This is a genomic window from Salipiger sp., from assembly GCF_059781815.1.
In genome coordinates, this window is sequence record NZ_JBYNAH010000101.1 from 1 (window position 1) to 16,873 (window position 16,873).

A 16,873-nucleotide genomic window follows, 5' to 3' on the forward strand; every position below is an offset into this window, starting at 1 on the left:
AGATGACCTGCCCGAGCGTGCCGGTGAGCGCGCCGATAACCTTGGACCATTGGGCAAAGGGTGCCTCGGTCACGTAAAGCGTGTCGTCATCGCGCACGGCGAAATCGCGGGCCATGAACATGCCGTTGGGCTGCGTCAGGTCCAGCACGTAGACCATGCGCTGCGCGCCGATCAGGTCGGAGCGGCCCAGCACCTGGTTGGCGATCTCGGGCGGCTCGTTGCGCATCACGAAGACACCGGTCGGGTCGGCGGTGGTCGAGAGCAGGCCGCCCACCTGGGCGATCGCCTCGAGCGCCGAAAGGGTCTGGGTCTCGAACGGCACGCGGGCCTGGGTGCCGGTGGCGCCGAGCGCGGTGAACGAGCGGGTGTCGGCCTCGACAAGGATCTTGTCGCCGCCGCGCAGCGCGATGTCGAAGCGCGGGTTCTTGTAGAGATCCTGGAACCAGATGCGCTCGGTCTGCTGGCCGCGGATCACCGAGATCTGGGTGATCTCGGGCTCCAGCGTGATGCCGCCGGCGCGGGCGAGCATGGCCGAAAGCGTGCGGGTCGGGCGCTCGATGGCATAGACGCCTTGGCCGCCGACCGCGCCCACGAGGCTCACGGTCGAGCCGTCGCCGGCAAGGCGGCGCACCTCGACCTGCGGGTCCGGGGTCTGTTCGGCGAGGCGCTCGGTGATGATCCGGCGCACCGCTTCGGGCGAGTTGCCGGCGGCGCGGATGCGGCCCGCGTAGGGCACGAAGATGAAGCCCGAGCCATCGACCTGCACCTCTTCCAGCGCCGTGGCGTTGGCGGTCTCGGCGACCAGCAGGCCGTCATCGACGTTTTCCCAGACTGTCAGGCCCAGCGTGTCGCCGGGCTGGATCGTGTCGGAGCCGACGACGGAGGCGTTCTGGAAGCCCTCGGAAAAGCCGAGGGCGGGCACCACGGCGGTGGCGCGGCTCACCCGGTCGTTGACGGTGACCACGAAGGCGTCGCCCTCGCGCATGACGGAGCCGGCGAAGATCTCGCTCTTGGTGGGGCCAGACCGCGGCAACGTGCAGGAGGCCAGGATGGACATCGCGGCAAGCACCGCGACGGTCTTCACCCATCGTGTGGTGGAAAAGTTCACTGCTCGGTCTCCTCGACCTGTTCTTATCTGCCTCAGGTTTTTTCGCTAACCTATCGGAATCCGGCCTCAAAAGCCAGTCCGACGGTTTCCCTGCGTCAGCGCACGACGCGCAACTGTTGCCGAGGGGCCGCGGTGCCGTGGCGCAGGGCATCGTAGGGGTCGTCGTCCGAGAGCATCATGTCGACCACCAGACGCAGCAGCTGCCGGCGCCCGCGCGAGGAGTAGAAACCGCCGGGAATCTGGCTGGTTTCAAGCAGATAGCGCCGGTAGTCGCGATAGGCGCGGTTGTCCGGCCGGGCCGGGCGGGCAAAGAATTCCGCCAGCGGCTGATCGGAAACGAACTCGGGCTTGGCATAGACCGCCTCGCCGAAGACCTTGAGCGGAATCCCCCGCCAGAGCACCTGCTGACCGGCGGTGGAGTTCACCGTGACCGCGGTGCGCGCATCGTTCAACAGCTGCGCAAGCTTGCCGCCGCGCACGAAATGCACCCGGTCGGCGATGCCAAGGCGCTTCGCGGCATCGCGGATCGTGCGCCGCACCGGGGCCCGCCCGTCCTCGAGCGGGTGCGCCTTGAAGACGAGGTGATGATGCCCCGGCGCGCCCTCGGCGAAGCCCTCGAGCACCAGCTCGAGAAACTCGGTCATCGAGGTGAAGGGCGAGTGCTGGCGGAAGCTCGCGTCATGCTCGAGCTGCATCAGCACGAGATGATAGGGAAAGCCGCCGCGGCGGATGCGCAGGGTCTCGGCCAGACGCTCGGCCCGGTGCAGCGGCATCAGCAGCAGCCGCTTGATGTAGAGTTGGAATTCCTGCGCCACGTTGAGGTCGCGATGCGGGCGGAAGTTGCGGTAGGCGCCGTTCCGGAACATCACGAACCAGTGGTAGAGCGCGCCGTAGAAGATGTGCTGGCGCATGTCGCCCCAGTGACCGGGGGGCAGGGGCGCCTCCATGTCGGATTGCGCCAGCGCGTTGCGCATCTCTTCGATGCCCATGTCCATCAGCCGGGAATGCCCGTTGGCGCCGCCGCGCTCGTAGCTCACCCAGTAGGGTCGCATGTAGCCTTCCTCGAACACATGCACCGTCAGGCCGCGGGCGCGGGCGCTGGCGATGGCCTCGGCGTGGATGCGGCGGGTGTCGCCATAGAGGACGAGATCGGTGACGCGTTTCTCGTCGAGCAGCGCCTCGAGCCGGGCGGGCCAGTCCTCGGGTGTGCCATCGAAGGGGAGGTAGCTTCCGGGGTGAAACCAGAAGGCACGGTCGCCGGCGTTGAAGCCGACGCGCCAGACCTCGGCCCCGGCGCGGCGCAGCATGCTGCCCAGCCGGTGGAAGAAGGGCCCGTGGGGCCCCTGCAGGAAGAGGAACACCCGGGCGGGAACGGTTGCCTTGGTCATGTCGCCCCGCTAATGCTTCGCCTGTAACAGCAATCCATACCGGGGTTTCCCGGCGAAAATAAGGCCCGCGTTGGGCGGGCCGGGAGAGGGCGGATGTTCACCGGCATCGTGACGGATATGGGCGAGGTGCGCAGCCTCAAGCAGGCGGGTGACCTGACCGCGCGGATCGGCACCGGCTACGACACGTCCGGGATCGAGATCGGCGCCTCGATCGCCTGCGACGGCGTGTGCCTGACGGTGATCGATCTCGGCCCCGACTGGTTCGACGTGCAGATCAGCGCCGAGACCGTGTCGAAGACCAATCTCGGAGGTTGGAGCGAGGGCCGCCGGATCAATCTCGAACGCGCGCTCAAGGTCGGCGACGAGCTTGGCGGCCACATCGTCTCGGGCCATGTGGACGGGCTGGCCGAGGTGGTGGCGATGCGCGATGAGGGCGACAGCACCCGCGTCACCCTGCGCGCGCCGCAAGCCCTGGCGAAATTCATCGCGCCCAAGGGCTCGGTGGCGCTGAACGGCACCTCGCTGACGGTGAACGAGGTCGCGGGCTGCGATTTCGGCATCAACTTCATCCCGCACACCAAGGAGGTCACCACCTGGGGCGCGGTGAAGGTCGGCGATCGGATCAATCTCGAGATCGACACGCTGGCCCGCTACGTCGCCCGCCTCGCCGAAATGAGCTGAGCCCGGTACGGCCTCAAAGCCTCCGGAGGCCCCCATCACCTCGCCACACCCTGTCTTCTCTGGTTCAAAAATACCTCGGGGGAGGCCGCCGAAGGCGGACGGGGGCAGCGCCCCCTCTTCTGTCTGAGTGCCCCGCTTTGTGGAACGGCGGGGGCAGCGAATGTCTCCCCAGACGCCGTCCAACCCTCGCCTCACTCCGCCGGCTGGAACCCGACGATGAGCTGCCGCAGTCCGAGCGCCGCGCCGGCGAAGATCGCCGCCATGGTCACCGGTGCCGAGAAGGCCAGCACCGAGAAGGCCGAGAGCCCCTGTCCGATGGTGCAGCCCATGGCGATCACCGCGCCGGCGCCCATCAGCGCCGCGCCGAGGATCTGCCGGCGCAGCTCGCGCGGGTCCTCGCAGGCCTCCCAGCGGAAGTGACCCTTGATCAGCGAGCCGAGGAAGGCGCCGGCCCAGACGCCGGCCACCGAGCCCACGGCGAAGGAGAGTGGCCGCACAGAGCCGGTCATCCACCACAGGATGGTGTCGCCGAGGGGGGCGGCAAAGCTGTGCGAGACCACCGGCAGCCCGGCGAAGCCGGTGCGCGCCACCCAGGCGGTGCCGGCCCAGGCAAGGACCACGCCAAGCCCGACCATCGCCGCCCAGAAGATCTGTTTCGGCTTGGCCCAGAGCCCGCGTGAGGCGAGCGAGACCGCCATCAGCGCCAGTCCCAGCGCCATGCCGAGCAGGTTTGCGGGCAGGCCGGTGAGCCGGCCGAGCTGGTGGGCGATGCCCGGTGGCGTGGCGCTCATCACCTCCTGCTGGGGGAAGAGCGCGGCGCGCAGCGGTGCCAGAGGGCCGGCGAGGACCACGTAGGTCGAGACCCCCATCACCAGCACGATGACAAAGCTGCGCAGGTCGCCGCCGCCGAGCCGGGCGACCGCGCCGTAGCCGCAATTCCCGGCCAGCGCCATGCCGTAGCCGAAGGCGAGCCCGCCGAGGATCGAGGCCAGCGGCATCCAGCGGATCGAGAGGTAATAGCTGTCGGAGGGGGTGAAGAGACCCGCGCTCATCAGGCCGAAGCTGCCGAGGATGGCGGTGCCGATGGCGATGCCCCACATCCGCATCCGCAGGTCCGAGCCGCCATAGAGCAGGTCCTCGATCGCGCCGAGGGTGCAGAAGCGCCCGAGCCGCGCCGCGAGCCCGAGCAGCAGGCCGCTGCCCAGCCCGATCAGTGCGACCAGATGATGTTCGCTTACCATCTCGAACATGCCGATTCCTCCCTCCCGGCGGGCTCGATGCCACGGCTGGCGAGTATGCGCGCGGGGTGGGAGAGACTCAAGCGAAAGCTTGAATGTGTACCGTTCGGGCAGCGCCCGAAACGGTCAGGTCTCGTCCTGGCAGAACAGTTCGTAGACCGTCTCGAGCATGCGCTTCGGACGGTCGTCGGCGAGGCGGTAATAGATCGCCTTGCCCTCGCGACGGGGCACCACCAGCCCTTCGAGGCGCAGCCGGGAGAGCTGCTGCGACACCGCCGCCTGTCGGGCGGAAAGCAGCTCTTCGAGCTCCGTCACGGATTTTTCGCCGGTCACGAGGTGACACAGGATCATCAGCCGGCCCTCGTGGCTGATCGCCTTGAGGAAGGCCGAGGCCACCGCCGCCTTGTCGGCGATCTGATCGAGATCGTCGTCGCTCAGATCGTCGTGGATCACCGGAAGTGCCATATTCATCACCCACCCTCCAGAATCTGCGCGGGCGTCTCCACTGCCGCGTCCGGATCGAATGCCGTATGTTGCTCCAGCAGGCGCGAGAGCAGGGGCCAGAAAAAGTCTTCGCCCGGGTATCCTTCGAGCCGGGCGAGTTCATCACCGTCTTCTACCAGAATGAATGTCGGTGTGAACAAGACTTTACGCTTATAAGAAACCCCCTCGGGCGGCCCCTCGCGCAGATCTGCCCGCAAAAGCGGCGCAAACCGCCCCTCGGCCGTGTTCGGATAGGCCGGCGCGATCTGCGCGTCCCACGCGGCGCAGTAGGTGCAGCCGTGCTGGGCCACCATCACAAGCCGGATGTCCGCGAGGGCGGGCCCGGTCAGGAGCAGAAGCGCCGCAGCGCCCGCGGCAAGCGTTCTCGAGATTACCATCGCACACCGATTGACGAACGGGTTTCGGTCAACATAATATGAATATGTGAATTATTCAAGCGAGCGAGGGGAGGCGCCGTGCTTGACATCTCGTTCGCCGGTGCCGCCTTGGCCGGGCTGCTGAGCTTCTTCACGCCCTGCATCCTGCCGATGGTTCCCTTCTATCTCTGCTACATGGCCGGCATCTCGATGGCCGAGCTGCGCGACGACGCCGGGATCGAGGCCGGGGCGCAGCGCCGCCTCGTGCTCTCGGCGCTGTTCTTTGCCGCCGGCGTCACCACGATCTTCGTGCTGCTCGGCATGGGGGCGACGGCGGTGGGGCAGGCCTTTGCCGACTGGAAGCAGCCGCTCTCCTATGTCGCCGCCGCCGTGTTGCTGGTCTTCGGGTTGCATTTCCTCGGCGTGATCCGGGTGCCGCTCCTGCACCGCGAGGCCCGGATGGAGAGCAAGGTCGAGCCCACCAGCGTGCTCGGCGCCTATGTCATGGGGCTGGCCTTCGGCTTCGGCTGGACGCCCTGCGTCGGCCCGGCGCTGGCCTCGATCCTGATGATCGCCAGCGGCATGGGCGACATCTTCCGGGGCGGGCTTCTGTTGCTGGTCTACGGCATCGGCATGACCGCGCCCTTCGTGATCGCGGCGCTGTTCTCGGGGCCGTTCCTGCGCTGGACCGCGCGGCACCGGGGCAAGCTGCAATATGTTGAGAAACTCATGGGGGCGATGCTGATCCTGTTCGCGATCCTCATCGCCACCGACACCGTGAACGTCATCGCGCAATGGATGATCGACACGTTCCCGAGCTGGACATCGCTGAGCTGAGCCCGGGTCTGGAGCGCGCCGGCCTCGTGTCGAGCCCGGGCAAAGGAGGAGGGAGATGATGAAAGCATGGATCGGAGCCGCGTTTGCGGCGGCGCTGGCACTGCCCGTCTGGGCCGAGGTCGCCCCGATGGGCGATGACGGGCTCTACAAGGAGCCGTGGATGCGCGACACCTTCAAGGACCTGCGCGAGGACCTCGCCGAGGCCAATGACGAGGGCAAGCGGCTGGTGCTCTTCGTCGAGCAGCGCGGCTGCATCTACTGCCACAAGATGCACGAGGAGGTGTTCTCGCAGCCCGACGTGGCCGAGTTCATCGAGGAGAACTTCTTCGTGGTGCAGATCAACCTGCACGGCGACACCGAGATCGTCGATTTCGACGGAGAATCGCTGGCCGAGAAGGACGCGGCGCGTAAGTGGCGCGTTCTGTTCACGCCCAACATCATCTTCCTGCCGGAAGAGGTGCCCGAAGATGGCACCGCGATCGAGGCGGCGGTGGCGGTGATGCCCGGCGCCTTCGCCAAGGGCACCACGATGGATATGTTCACCTGGGTCGCGGAAAAGCGCTACGAGCTTGATAACGGTGAGGACTTCCAACGCTACCACGCGCGCCGCATCCAGGAACGCAACAACGGCAAGTTCGACTAGAACGGGAATGCTGCGTCTGCGAAATAATATTAAAATTCATGTCTGTGAATTTGTTGTTGCGTGGAGGCCGGACGGTAGACTACGGTATCCCGCAGCTACGGAGGAAACGGCCCGGGAGAGGGCCGCTGGAGCCAAGGGAGGGAACATGAAGCTTACTGGACTGACACTTGCCGGCGTTCTGGTCGCGGGAGCGGCTTTCGCGAACGGCGTGGCCCCCGATGACGTCACCTATGGCGAGTATGGCGAGGTTGAGGCTTCGCTGAGCGGCGCCGAGGGCAATGCCGACAAGGGGCGCGAGATCTTTTCGACCAAGTCGTTGGGCAACTGCGTGTCGTGCCACGCGGTGACCGCGCTTCCCGACGTGCCCTTCCAGGGCGAGGTCGGACCGGTGCTCGACGGTGTCGGCGGCTACCGTTCCGCCGAAGAGCTGCGCGGCATCGTGGCCAACGCCAAGATGACCTTCGAAGGCACGGTGATGCCGTCCTTCTACAAGACAAGCGGGTTCACCCGCCCGGGCGACGGATACACCGGCAAGGCGGCGAAAGAGCCGATCGAGCCGATCCTGTCGGCCCAGGATATCGAGGACGTGGTCGCGTTCCTCATGACCCTGCAAGACTGACCAACGCGACCGAAACTTGTTCAGGAGAAACGGAAACATGGAATTCACACGTCGTGAAACCCTTGCCGTGGGCGGGGCTGCCGCGCTGATCGCCATGCTGCCGAAGGGGGCCTATGCCGCCACCACCGAGGAGCGGATCGCGGAATTCACCGGCGGCGCCGACATGGCCGATGCAGGCATCGACCTGACCGCGCCGGAAATCGCCGAGAACGGCAACACCGTGCCGATCGAAGTCAGCGCCGAAGGTGCGACCGAGATCCTCGTGCTCGCCACCGGCAACCCGACCCCGGGCGTGGCCACCTTCAAGTTCGGCCCCCTGGCGGCCTCGCAATACGCCTCGACCCGCATCCGCCTCGCCGGCACGCAGGACGTGGTGGCGATCGCCAAGCTGGCCGACGGCTCGTTCGCCAAGGCGTCGAAGACCGTCAAAGTGACCATCGGCGGCTGCGGCGGCTGATCGGCTTAACATAGGAGACAAAGCATATGGCAGACGGCGTCAAACCCCGCGTCAAAGTCCCGAAGTCGGCATCTGCAGGTGAGGCGATCACGCTCAAGACCCTGATCAGCCACCCGATGGAATCCGGCCAGCGCAAGGACAGCTCGGGCAACGTGATCCCGCGCTCGATCATCAACCGCTTCACCTGTGAATTCAACGGCGAGAGCGTCATCGACGTGACCATGGAAGCGGCGATCTCGACGAACCCGTATTTCGAATTCGAGGCCACCGTGCCCGAAGCGGGCGAGTTCAAGTTCACCTGGTACGACGACGACGGCTCGGTCTACGAGGACACCAAAGCGATCGAGATCAGCTGAGCGAGAACAAAACCCTGTCCCGCAGAGGTGCGGGGCGGGGCTTTTCAGGGAGGGAACCTAAATGATTTTCAGGACGATGACGGCGGCCGCCGCCATGCTGGCCCTGACCGCCCCGATGCTTGCGGCGGGCGGTGCCGATGATGACACGCTCATCATCAACGAAGACCTCGAGATCACGACCAAGGCTGCCGCGGCGCCGCATCTCGACGGTCACCTCGACGAGGTGATCTCGGGCTGGCATTTCCGCGACGACGACACCCAGGCCATGGAAATGGATGATTTCGACAACCCCGGCATGATCTTCGTCGACCAGGGCATCGATACCTGGAACGCCGTCGAAGGCACCGAGGAGAAATCCTGTGCCTCGTGCCACGGCGCGCCCGAGGACATGGCCGGCGTGAAGGCGGTCTATCCGAAGTGGAACGAAGAGGCCGGCGAGGTTCGCACCCTGCAGATGCAGATGAACGACTGCCGCGAAAACCGCATGGGCGCCGAGCCGTGGAAATACGACTCCGCCAACGCGATCAACATGGAGGCGCTGCTGGCCTCGGTGTCGCGCGGCATGCCGGTCAACGTCGCCATCGACGGCCCCGCCGCCGAGATGTGGGAAAAGGGCAAGGAGATCTACTACACCCGGTACGGTCTTCTCGAGCTGTCCTGCGCCTCCTGCCACGAGCAGAACTACGGCAACTACATCCGCGCCGACCACCTGTCGCAGGGCCAGATCAACGCCTTCCCGACCTATCGCCTGAAGAACGCCAAGCTGAACGGCACCCATGGCCGTTTCAAGGGCTGCATCCGCGACACCCGCGCCGAGACCTTCTCGCCGGGCTCGCCGGAGTTCGTGGCGCTCGAGCTCTATGTCGCCTCGCGCGGCAACGGCCTCGACGTCGAAGGCCCCTCGGTCCGCAACTGAACCATTGCCCCGTGCGTGAGAACGCACGGGGTTTCCCTTTCTTAACCAATTCACACATGCGAATGTGTGTCGCGAGCCAGACGAAAGATCCCTCCCATGATCTCAAGACGCGATTTCCTTCAGGTCTCGATGGCGGCCTCGGCGCTCTATGGCGCCAGCGGCTTCGGCAACTGGGCGCGGCTCGCCGCGCAGCAGAGCCTCACGCAGGACCAGCTTCTCCAGTTCGATACGTTCGGAAACGTCTCGCTGATCCACGTCACCGACATCCACGCCCAGCTCAAGCCGATCTATTTCCGCGAGCCGGAAGTGAATATCGGCGTCGGCCCCAACAAGGGCGAGGTGCCGCACGTGACCGGCGCCGATTTCCGCAAGCTCTACGGCATAGATGACGGCTCGCCCTCGCATTACGCGCTGACCTACAACGACTTTTCCTCGCTCGCGAAGGGCTATGGCAAGGTCGGTGGCATGGACCGCGTGGCCACCGTGATCAACGCCATCCGCGCCGACCGCCCCGATGCCATCCTGCTCGACGGCGGCGATACCTGGCACGGCTCGATGACCTGCTACAAGACCGCCGGTCAGGACATGGTCAACGTGATGAACGCGCTCAAGCCCGACGCGATGACCTTCCATTGGGAGTTCACCCTGGGCTCCGAGCGGGTGCAGGAGATCGTCGAGGGGCTGCCATTCGCAGCCCTCGGCCAGAACATCTTCGACGCCGAGTGGGACGAGCCCGCCGAGCTCTTCAAGCCCTACCAGTTCTTCGAGCGCGGCGGCGTGAAGGTCGCGGTGATCGGTCAGGCCTTCCCCTACATGCCGATCGCGAACCCGCGCTGGATGTTCCCGGAATACAGCTTCGGCATCCGCGACGAGCACATGCAGGAGATGGTCGACGAGGTGCGCGGCATGGGCGCCGAACTGGTGGTCTGCCTGAGCCACAACGGCTTTGACGTCGACAAGAAGATGGCCGGCATCGTCACCGGCATCGACGTCATCCTCTCGGGCCACACCCATGACGCGCTGCCCGAGCCGGTGCTGGTGGGCGAGACCATCATCGTGGCCTCGGGCTCCAACGGCAAGTTCGTCTCCCGCGTCGATCTCGACGTGCGCGACGGCCGCATGATGGGCTTCCGCCACAAGCTGATCCCGATCTTCTCGGACGTGATCACCCCCGACGCCGAGGTCGCGAAGCTGATCGACGAGCAGCGCGCCCCCTACAAGGCCGAGCTCGAGGAGGTCGTCGGCCAGACCGATGAGCTGCTCTATCGCCGCGGCAACTTCAACGGCTCGTGGGACGACCTGATCTGCGACGCGCTGATGTCCGAGCGCGAGGCCGACATCGCCATGTCCCCGGGCGTGCGCTGGGGCCCGAGCCTGATCCCGGGCGATCCGATCACCCGCGAGGACATCTGGAACGTCACCTCGATGTCCTATGGCGAGGCCTACCGCACCGAGATGACCGGCGAGTTCATCAAGGTGATCCTCGAGGACGTGGCCGACAACATCTTCAACCCCGATCCCTATTACCAGCAGGGCGGGGACATGGTCCGCATTGGTGGCATGGGCTACCGCATCGACGTCACCAAGCCGCAGGGCGAGCGTATTTCCGAGATGACGCTGCTCAAGACCGGCGAGGCCATCGATCCGTCCAAGACCTACATGGTCGCCGGCTGGGCCAGCGTCAACGAAGGCACCGAGGGACCGCAGATCTGGGATGTGGTCGAGAGCCACGTCCGCAAGCTGGGCACCGTCACCTTGGAGCCCAACACCAGTGTCGAGGTGGTGGGCGCCTGAGCCCGCCGCGCATGAACAGGAGAACCAACATGGCGACAGAGAAGAAAGCCGCCTCCGCCTCGCGCCGTCAGTTCCTGACGGGCGCCGCGGCCGTGGGCGCGGGCACCGTCGCGGCCGGCGTGGCGCGCGCCGCCGAGCCCGATCCGCTGATCACCGAGGTGCAGGGCTGGGCCAGCGGCTTCGGCGACGGCGTCGATGCCACGCCCTACGGCCTGCCGATCAAGTTCGAGGACGATGTCATCCGCCGCAACGTGGAATGGCTCACCGCCGACACGATCTCGTCGATCAACTTCACCCCGATCCACGCGCTCGACGGCACCATCACGCCGGCGGGCTGCGCCTTCGAGCGGCACCATTCCGGCGCCATCGAGCTCAGCAAGGACGATTACCGGCTGATGATCAACGGCGATGTCGAGACGCCGATGGTGTTCAGCTATGCCGATCTCGAGCGCTTCCCGCGCGAGAACCACGTGTATTTCCTCGAATGCGCGGCCAACACCGGCATGGAATGGGCGGGCGCGCAGCTCAACGGCGCGCAGTTCACCCATGGCATGATCCACAACATGGAATACTCGGGCATCCCCGTCCGCACCCTGCTGGCCGAGGCCGGCTGGTCGGGCGAGGTCGAGGGCAAGTGGCTCTATGTCGAGGGGGCGGACGCCTCGTCGAACGGGCGCTCGATCCCGCTCGAGAAGGCGCTCGACGACTGCCTGATCGCGATCAAGGCCAACGGTGAGGCGCTGCGCAAGGAGCACGGCTATCCCGCGCGCCTCGTGGTGCCGGGCTGGGAAGGCAACATGTGGGTCAAGTGGGTGCGCCGCATGGAGATCATGGACGGCCCCGTCGAGAGCCGCGAGGAGACCTCCAAGTACACCGACACGCTGGCCGACGGCACCTCGCGCAAGTGGACCTGGGTGATGGACGCCAAGTCGGTCGTCACCTCGCCGAGCCCGCAGATGCCGATCACCCACGGCCACGGCCCGGTGGTGATCACCGGCATGGCGTGGTCGGGCCACGGCAAGGTCACCCGCGTCGACGTCTCCAAGGATGGCGGCAAGACCTGGGAGACCGCGCGCCTCGCCGCCGATCCCGCCAACAAGGCGCTGGTGCGCTTCTACCTCGACACCGAGTGGAACGGCGAGGAGTGGTTCCTCCAGTCCCGCGCCATGGATGAAACCGGGTACGTCCAGCCGACCAAGGCGCAGCTGCGCGAGGTGCGCGGCCTGAACTCGATCTATCACAACAACTGCATCCAGACCTGGTGGGTGAAATCCAACGGAGAGGCCGAAAATGTCGAAGTCTCTTAAGCTCTACGCCGGTACGGCGATCGGCATCCTCGGGACGCTGACGCTGGCGGTGAACTTCGCCGACCGCTTCGTCGCCGATTTCCCCGAGAACCCGCGCACCATGGCGGCGCTGCCGGCCCCCGAGTCGGTCGCCGAGGCGCCTTCGGGCGTGCTGGTCGGTGCTGCCACCGCCGCCACCACCGACGGTGACGCCAAGTTCGGCCTCGGCCGCGCGGCGCTCCCCGAAGAGGTCGCGGCCTGGGACATGGACGTGAGCCCCGACGGCACCGGTCTTCCGGTCGGCTCGGGCGATGTCTGGACCGGTGAGGAAGTGTTCGAGGAAAACTGCGCGGTCTGCCACGGCTCCTTCGCCGAGGGCGTCGACAACTGGCCGAAGCTGGCCGGTGGGTCGGGCACCCTCGCCGACGAGGATCCGCTCAAGACCGTGGGCAGCTACTGGCCCTACCTCTCGACCGTGTGGGACTATGTCCACCGCTCGATGCCCTTCGGCAACGCGCAGTCGCTGACGCCCGACGAGGTCTACGCGATCACCGCCTACATCCTCTATTCCAACGATCTCGTGGATGACGATTTCGAGCTCAACCAGGACAATTTCGCCGAGTTCGAGATGCCCAATGCCGACGGCTTCATCGTCGATGACCGGGCCGAGACGGAATACAGCCTCTGGCGCGCCGAGCCTTGCATGGAGAACTGCAAGGAAAGCGTCGAGATCACCATGCGCGCCACCGTGCTCGACGTGACGCCGGATCACGGCGGCACCGAGGCGGCTGCAGAGGCGGAGGCCTCGACCGGCGAGCAGGAGGCCGAGGTCGAGGAGGTCGCCGCCGTGGCCGAGGAGGCTGCGCCAGCGGCCGAGGAGGCGCCTGCCGAGGCCGCTCCGGTCGAGACCGCGGCGATCGACGCCGCGCTGGCCGCCGAGGGCGAAAAGGTGTTCCGCAAGTGCAAGGCCTGCCACCAGGTGGGCGAGGGCGCCAAGAACCGCACCGGACCGGAACTGAACGGCGTCGTCGGTCGTGAGATCGCCGCGGTCGGCGACTTCAAATACTCCAAGACGCTGGCCGAGATGGGCGGTGTCTGGGACAGCGAGGCGCTGCACGGCTTCCTCGGCGACCCGCGCGGCTATGCCAAGGGCACCAAGATGGCCTTTGCCGGTCTGAAGAAGGCCGAGGATATCGACGCGGTCGTCGAGTACCTCAAGACCTTCGAGTGATCCCGCGGCGCCGGTCCCGGCGCCGTCCCTCCCGCATCCTTCCTTGGATGCCAGACGCTCGGCCCGGCGCGATCCCTCGCGCCGGGTCTTTTTTGGCTGTGCGGCGTCGCCTGTTTGCAGAAGATTGTCCGCCAAGGTCCGGTATTCCGCAATTGGCCCCGGGCCCGCGCTGGGGCAGGATGCCACGCGGGGCGCCCTGGCCCCGGTCCGGCCGGTTTTATGGGTCGGATCCATTCGTCATTGCCGCCGTGCCGTGTCGCACGGAAGACCGGAGCATTTTATCGTGAGCTTTCGTTCCAGCATCCTGTTGCTCGCCGGGCTGATCGCCCTGATCGCCGCCTTCGCGCCGCTGTACAACTCCGAACCCGCGCCCGAACCGCTGCCCCGCGCCGTTGCCCTGCGGCTCTGAGCCGTGTCGCGCCCGCGCGCCCGTTAACCCGGCCTTTCCGCTTCCCGTGCTAGGCACCGCGATATGGCGCGGGGCAGTGAAACACGGCGATGGTCAGGGTGGCGCAGGGTATTGTGGCCACTGTTCGTTTGCCTCTGCGCCGTTCTGATCGCCGGCTGCGCCAGGCCGCCGGACCGGCTGCCCATCGCAGACGCATCCCTGCGCAACGACCTTGCGCTCGCAATCATGAAGCTTTCGCCCGCCATCGACACCGCCGAGGCCGGGCGTCTTGCGGAGCTGTCCCTCGACCTGTCGCGCAGCACGGCCCGCAGCATGAGCCGCGTCGACCCACCGGTGAGGCTCGACCGCGACCTGCACCTTGGCATCAAGACCAGCAGCTTCTGCTACACATGGGCCGACCGGTTCTACCGCGCCCTGCGCGCCGAACCCTTCTCGAGCCTCGAGCTGTCCCCGGTGATGTCGGCAACGCGCACGCTGCATCCGGTCGAGCACTCCGCGGTGATCGTCACCGCCCGTGGCCACCCGCTGAAGAGTGGCCTCGTTCTCGATCCCTGCCGCTACGAGGGGCGGCTTTACTGGCGTGAGCTGCGCGAGGACTGGGCCTTCGACTGGCGGCCGCGCGATGCGGTGCTCTGGGAGAAACGCTTTGGCCATCGCCCATGGTACGCACGCAACCCGCTCGCTGCGCTGGTCCAGACGGCGCGGCCGCGATGATCAAGAGATCATGATCGCCAATGGCTTGACCTTCCCTGACACAACGGCGCCTTGTGGGCGTGACCCCGCAGCGCGTCCCCGTGCGGGACGAGCGCAGCAATCAAGGCGAGCCGATGCCCCACGATCATCATCACCACCACCACATCGATCCCAATGCCGGCGACGGCAGGCTGATCGGCGCCATCGCGGTCAACCTGGCGCTCACCGTGGCGCAGGTGCTGGGCGGAATCTTCTCGGGCAGCCTCGCGATGATTGCCGACGCGCTGCACAATTTCTCCGACGCGATCTCGCTGGTCATCGCCGCCGTCGCCCGCCGCATCGCCCGCCGCCCGGCGACCGAGCAGATGCCCTTCGGCTTCGCCCGGGCCGAGGTGGTGGCGGCGCTGGTCAACTACACCAGCCTGATCATCATCGGGCTCTACCTGGTGATGGAGGCGGTGCTGCGCTTCCTGTCGCCCGAGCCGGTGCAGGGCTGGCTGGTCGTCATCATCGCCGGCGTGGCGCTGGTGGTCGACCTGATCACGGCGCTGCTCACCTACACCATGTCGAAGGACAGCGTGAACATCCGCGCCGCCTTCCTGCACAACGTGGCGGATGCGCTGGGCTCGCTGGCGGTGATCTTTGCCGGCACGCTGATCATTCTCTTCGGCTGGACCTGGATCGACCCTCTGGTGACCCTGCTGATCGCCGGCTACATCCTGTGGATGGCCTTTGCCGAGATCGGCGGCGTGATCCGCATCCTGATGCTCGGCAGCCCGCCCGAGCTGGCTCCGGGCGAGGTGCTCGACGAGGCGCGCCGGGTCGAGGGCGTCGACGGGATGCACAAGGCGCATCTCTGGCAGATCGACGAGCACCGCGCGGCGCTGCAGGCGCATCTGGTGGTGCGCGAGGGCGCCTGGGGGCAGGCAGACACCATCAAGGCCTCGGTCAAGCAGCGCATGAAGGACCGGTTCGGCATCACCCATGTGGTGCTCGAGCTCGAATGTGCCCGCCACGCCTGCACAACGCCGCAGGATTGGGGCGGGGCATGAGCGCTGTCCCTACGACCTCGGTGTCAATTGAACCGCAGGCCCTTGCGGCCCCCCATGGCCGATACTAAGAATCTGGTAAGACACACGAGATAGGCACACGGAAGAAAGCAGGCAGGCGGATATGAAAGACCCTTTTGAGACATACATGAACACGCTCGTCCCGATGGTGGTCGAGCAGACCAGCCGCGGCGAACGCGCCTACGACATCTTCTCGCGCCTGCTGAAGGAGCGGATCATCTTCGTGTCGGGCCCGGTGCATGACGGCATGTCGAGCCTGATCGTCGCGCAGCTGCTCCACCTTGAGGCCGAGAACCCCGGCAAGGAAATCTCGATGTACATCAACAGCCCCGGCGGCGTGGTGACCTCGGGTCTGTCGATCTACGACACCATGCAGTACATCAAGCCCAAGGTTTCGACCCTGGTGATCGGCCAGGCGGCGTCCATGGGTTCGCTGCTGCTGACCGCCGGCGAGGCGGGCATGCGCTTCTCGCTGCCCAACAGCCGGATCATGGTCCACCAGCCCTCCGGCGGCTACCAGGGCCAGGCCACCGACATCATGATTCACGCCGAGGAAACGCTGAAGCTGAAGCGCCGCCTCAATGAAATCTACGTGAAGCACACCGGCCAGACTCTCGAGAATGTCGAGGCCGCGCTCGAGCGCGACAACTTCATGTCGCCCGAGGATGCCAAGGCATGGGGCCTCATCGACGAGATCGTCGAAAGCCGCGGTGCGGCGGAAGAGGCCAAATCCTAATCGCGTGCCCCGCTGCCACGGCGCGGCGGGGCATTTTTCAGATTGTAGAGCGCTGGGCACTGGCCTAGACTTTGCAGAATTGGCGAAAAAGATGGGCCTTCGGCTGGCAAAATGGCGCAGCCGAAACGATGAAATGGCCCTGAAAGGTGCGATATGGCGACGAATTCCGGCGGCGACAGCAAGAACACCCTCTACTGCAGCTTCTGCGGCAAGAGTCAGCACGAAGTGCGCAAGCTGATCGCGGGTCCGACCGTCTTCATCTGCGACGAATGCGTCGAACTCTGCATGGACATCATCCGCGAAGAGACCAAGGGCGCCGGCCTGAAGTCCTCCGAAGGGGTGCCGTCCCCGCGCGAGATCTGCGACGTGCTGGATGATTACGTGATCGGCCAGGCAATGGCCAAGCGTGTGCTCTCGGTCGCGGTGCACAACCACTACAAGCGCCTGAACCACAGCCAGAAAAGCTCGGATATCGAGCTGGCGAAGTCGAACATCCTGCTGATCGGCCCCACCGGCTGCGGCAAGACGCTGCTGGCGCAGACGCTGGCGCG

At 66.2% G+C, this 16,873-nt stretch carries 20 protein-coding genes; 15 read left to right on the top strand and 5 right to left on the bottom strand.

Features of this window, described 5'->3' with window-relative positions:
• The coding region (locus AC6RA4_RS13145) for a polysaccharide biosynthesis/export family protein (protein ID WP_500160986.1) at positions 1 to 1,108 on the bottom strand (1,108 nt) is incomplete at its 3' end.
• A 95-nt stretch (positions 1,109 to 1,203) separates the two neighbouring features.
• Positions 1,204 to 2,496 (bottom strand): capsule polysaccharide biogenesis protein, encoded by a 1,293-nt coding sequence (locus AC6RA4_RS13150; protein ID WP_500160988.1) that lies wholly within the window; start codon positions 2,494 to 2,496, stop codon positions 1,204 to 1,206.
• A 93-nt stretch (positions 2,497 to 2,589) separates the two neighbouring features.
• Here AC6RA4_RS13150 and AC6RA4_RS13155 point away from each other — a divergent pair, with 93 nt between their 5' ends.
• The gene (locus AC6RA4_RS13155; protein ID WP_500160990.1) at positions 2,590 to 3,177 is read left to right on the top strand and encodes a riboflavin synthase; all 588 of its coding nucleotides are present in this window, start codon (positions 2,590 to 2,592) and stop codon (positions 3,175 to 3,177) included.
• A gap of 191 nt (positions 3,178 to 3,368) precedes the next feature.
• Here the strand turns inward: AC6RA4_RS13155 and AC6RA4_RS13160 are convergent, their stop codons facing one another.
• From AC6RA4_RS13160 to AC6RA4_RS13170, 3 genes are all read right to left on the bottom strand, one after another.
• Positions 3,369 to 4,427, bottom strand: a complete 1,059-nt coding sequence (locus AC6RA4_RS13160) for a YeeE/YedE family protein (protein WP_500160992.1) — start codon at positions 4,425 to 4,427, stop codon at positions 3,369 to 3,371.
• A gap of 114 nt (positions 4,428 to 4,541) precedes the next feature.
• Positions 4,542 to 4,886 carry an ArsR/SmtB family transcription factor gene (locus AC6RA4_RS13165; protein WP_500160994.1) on the bottom strand — a complete coding sequence of 115 codons (345 nt, stop codon included), beginning with the start codon at positions 4,884 to 4,886 and terminating at the stop codon, positions 4,542 to 4,544.
• Entirely contained in the window at positions 4,886 to 5,296 is a 411-nt protein-coding gene (locus AC6RA4_RS13170; protein WP_500160996.1) for a thioredoxin family protein, read from the bottom strand. The genes AC6RA4_RS13165 and AC6RA4_RS13170 overlap by 1 nt, the downstream gene beginning before the upstream one ends.
• Positions 5,297 to 5,374: 78 nt before the next feature.
• Between AC6RA4_RS13170 and AC6RA4_RS13175 the strand changes: the two genes are divergently transcribed.
• The 14 genes from AC6RA4_RS13175 to AC6RA4_RS13240 form a co-directional block, all read left to right on the top strand.
• Positions 5,375 to 6,112 carry a cytochrome c biogenesis CcdA family protein gene (locus AC6RA4_RS13175; RefSeq protein ID WP_500160997.1) on the top strand — a complete coding sequence of 246 codons (738 nt, stop codon included), beginning with the start codon at positions 5,375 to 5,377 and terminating at the stop codon, positions 6,110 to 6,112.
• A gap of 58 nt (positions 6,113 to 6,170) precedes the next feature.
• Positions 6,171 to 6,755, top strand: coding sequence for a thioredoxin family protein (locus AC6RA4_RS13180; RefSeq protein ID WP_500161018.1), 585 nt, complete (start codon positions 6,171 to 6,173; stop codon positions 6,753 to 6,755).
• Between the two features lie 145 nt (positions 6,756 to 6,900).
• Positions 6,901 to 7,374, top strand: coding sequence for a sulfur oxidation c-type cytochrome SoxX (gene soxX, locus AC6RA4_RS13185; RefSeq protein WP_500160999.1), 474 nt, complete (start codon positions 6,901 to 6,903; stop codon positions 7,372 to 7,374).
• 37 nt (positions 7,375 to 7,411) lie between these two features.
• A complete protein-coding gene (soxY, locus tag AC6RA4_RS13190) occupies positions 7,412 to 7,831 on the top strand; it encodes a thiosulfate oxidation carrier protein SoxY (RefSeq protein ID WP_500161000.1) in 420 nt (139 codons plus the stop codon).
• A 26-nt stretch (positions 7,832 to 7,857) separates the two neighbouring features.
• A complete protein-coding gene (gene soxZ, locus AC6RA4_RS13195; protein WP_500161001.1) occupies positions 7,858 to 8,187 on the top strand; it encodes a thiosulfate oxidation carrier complex protein SoxZ in 330 nt (109 codons plus the stop codon).
• Between the two features lie 61 nt (positions 8,188 to 8,248).
• Positions 8,249 to 9,103, top strand: a complete 855-nt coding sequence (gene soxA, locus AC6RA4_RS13200; RefSeq protein WP_500161003.1) for a sulfur oxidation c-type cytochrome SoxA — start codon at positions 8,249 to 8,251, stop codon at positions 9,101 to 9,103.
• A 96-nt stretch (positions 9,104 to 9,199) separates the two neighbouring features.
• Positions 9,200 to 10,897: a thiosulfohydrolase SoxB gene (gene soxB / locus AC6RA4_RS13205; RefSeq protein WP_500161005.1), complete on the top strand. Its 1,698-nt coding sequence runs from the start codon at positions 9,200 to 9,202 to the stop codon at positions 10,895 to 10,897.
• A 29-nt stretch (positions 10,898 to 10,926) separates the two neighbouring features.
• The gene (gene soxC, locus AC6RA4_RS13210) at positions 10,927 to 12,204 is read left to right on the top strand and encodes a sulfite dehydrogenase (protein ID WP_500161007.1); all 1,278 of its coding nucleotides are present in this window, start codon (positions 10,927 to 10,929) and stop codon (positions 12,202 to 12,204) included.
• Positions 12,188 to 13,414, top strand: a complete 1,227-nt coding sequence (locus AC6RA4_RS13215; protein WP_500161009.1) for a c-type cytochrome — start codon at positions 12,188 to 12,190, stop codon at positions 13,412 to 13,414. Before soxC ends, AC6RA4_RS13215 begins: the two co-directional genes overlap by 17 nt.
• A gap of 283 nt (positions 13,415 to 13,697) precedes the next feature.
• The gene (locus AC6RA4_RS13220) at positions 13,698 to 13,823 is read left to right on the top strand and encodes a hypothetical protein (RefSeq protein ID WP_500161011.1); all 126 of its coding nucleotides are present in this window, start codon (positions 13,698 to 13,700) and stop codon (positions 13,821 to 13,823) included.
• A 225-nt stretch (positions 13,824 to 14,048) separates the two neighbouring features.
• A complete protein-coding gene (locus AC6RA4_RS13225; protein WP_500161012.1) occupies positions 14,049 to 14,537 on the top strand; it encodes a hypothetical protein in 489 nt (162 codons plus the stop codon).
• A gap of 113 nt (positions 14,538 to 14,650) precedes the next feature.
• Positions 14,651 to 15,568: a cation diffusion facilitator family transporter gene (locus AC6RA4_RS13230; RefSeq protein ID WP_500161014.1), complete on the top strand. Its 918-nt coding sequence runs from the start codon at positions 14,651 to 14,653 to the stop codon at positions 15,566 to 15,568.
• Between the two features lie 121 nt (positions 15,569 to 15,689).
• Positions 15,690 to 16,322 carry an ATP-dependent Clp protease proteolytic subunit gene (locus tag AC6RA4_RS13235; protein ID WP_500161016.1) on the top strand — a complete coding sequence of 211 codons (633 nt, stop codon included), beginning with the start codon at positions 15,690 to 15,692 and terminating at the stop codon, positions 16,320 to 16,322.
• A 153-nt stretch (positions 16,323 to 16,475) separates the two neighbouring features.
• A partial coding sequence (locus AC6RA4_RS13240) for a ClpX C4-type zinc finger protein (RefSeq protein WP_500161017.1) occupies positions 16,476 to 16,873 on the top strand: 398 nt, incomplete at its 3' end.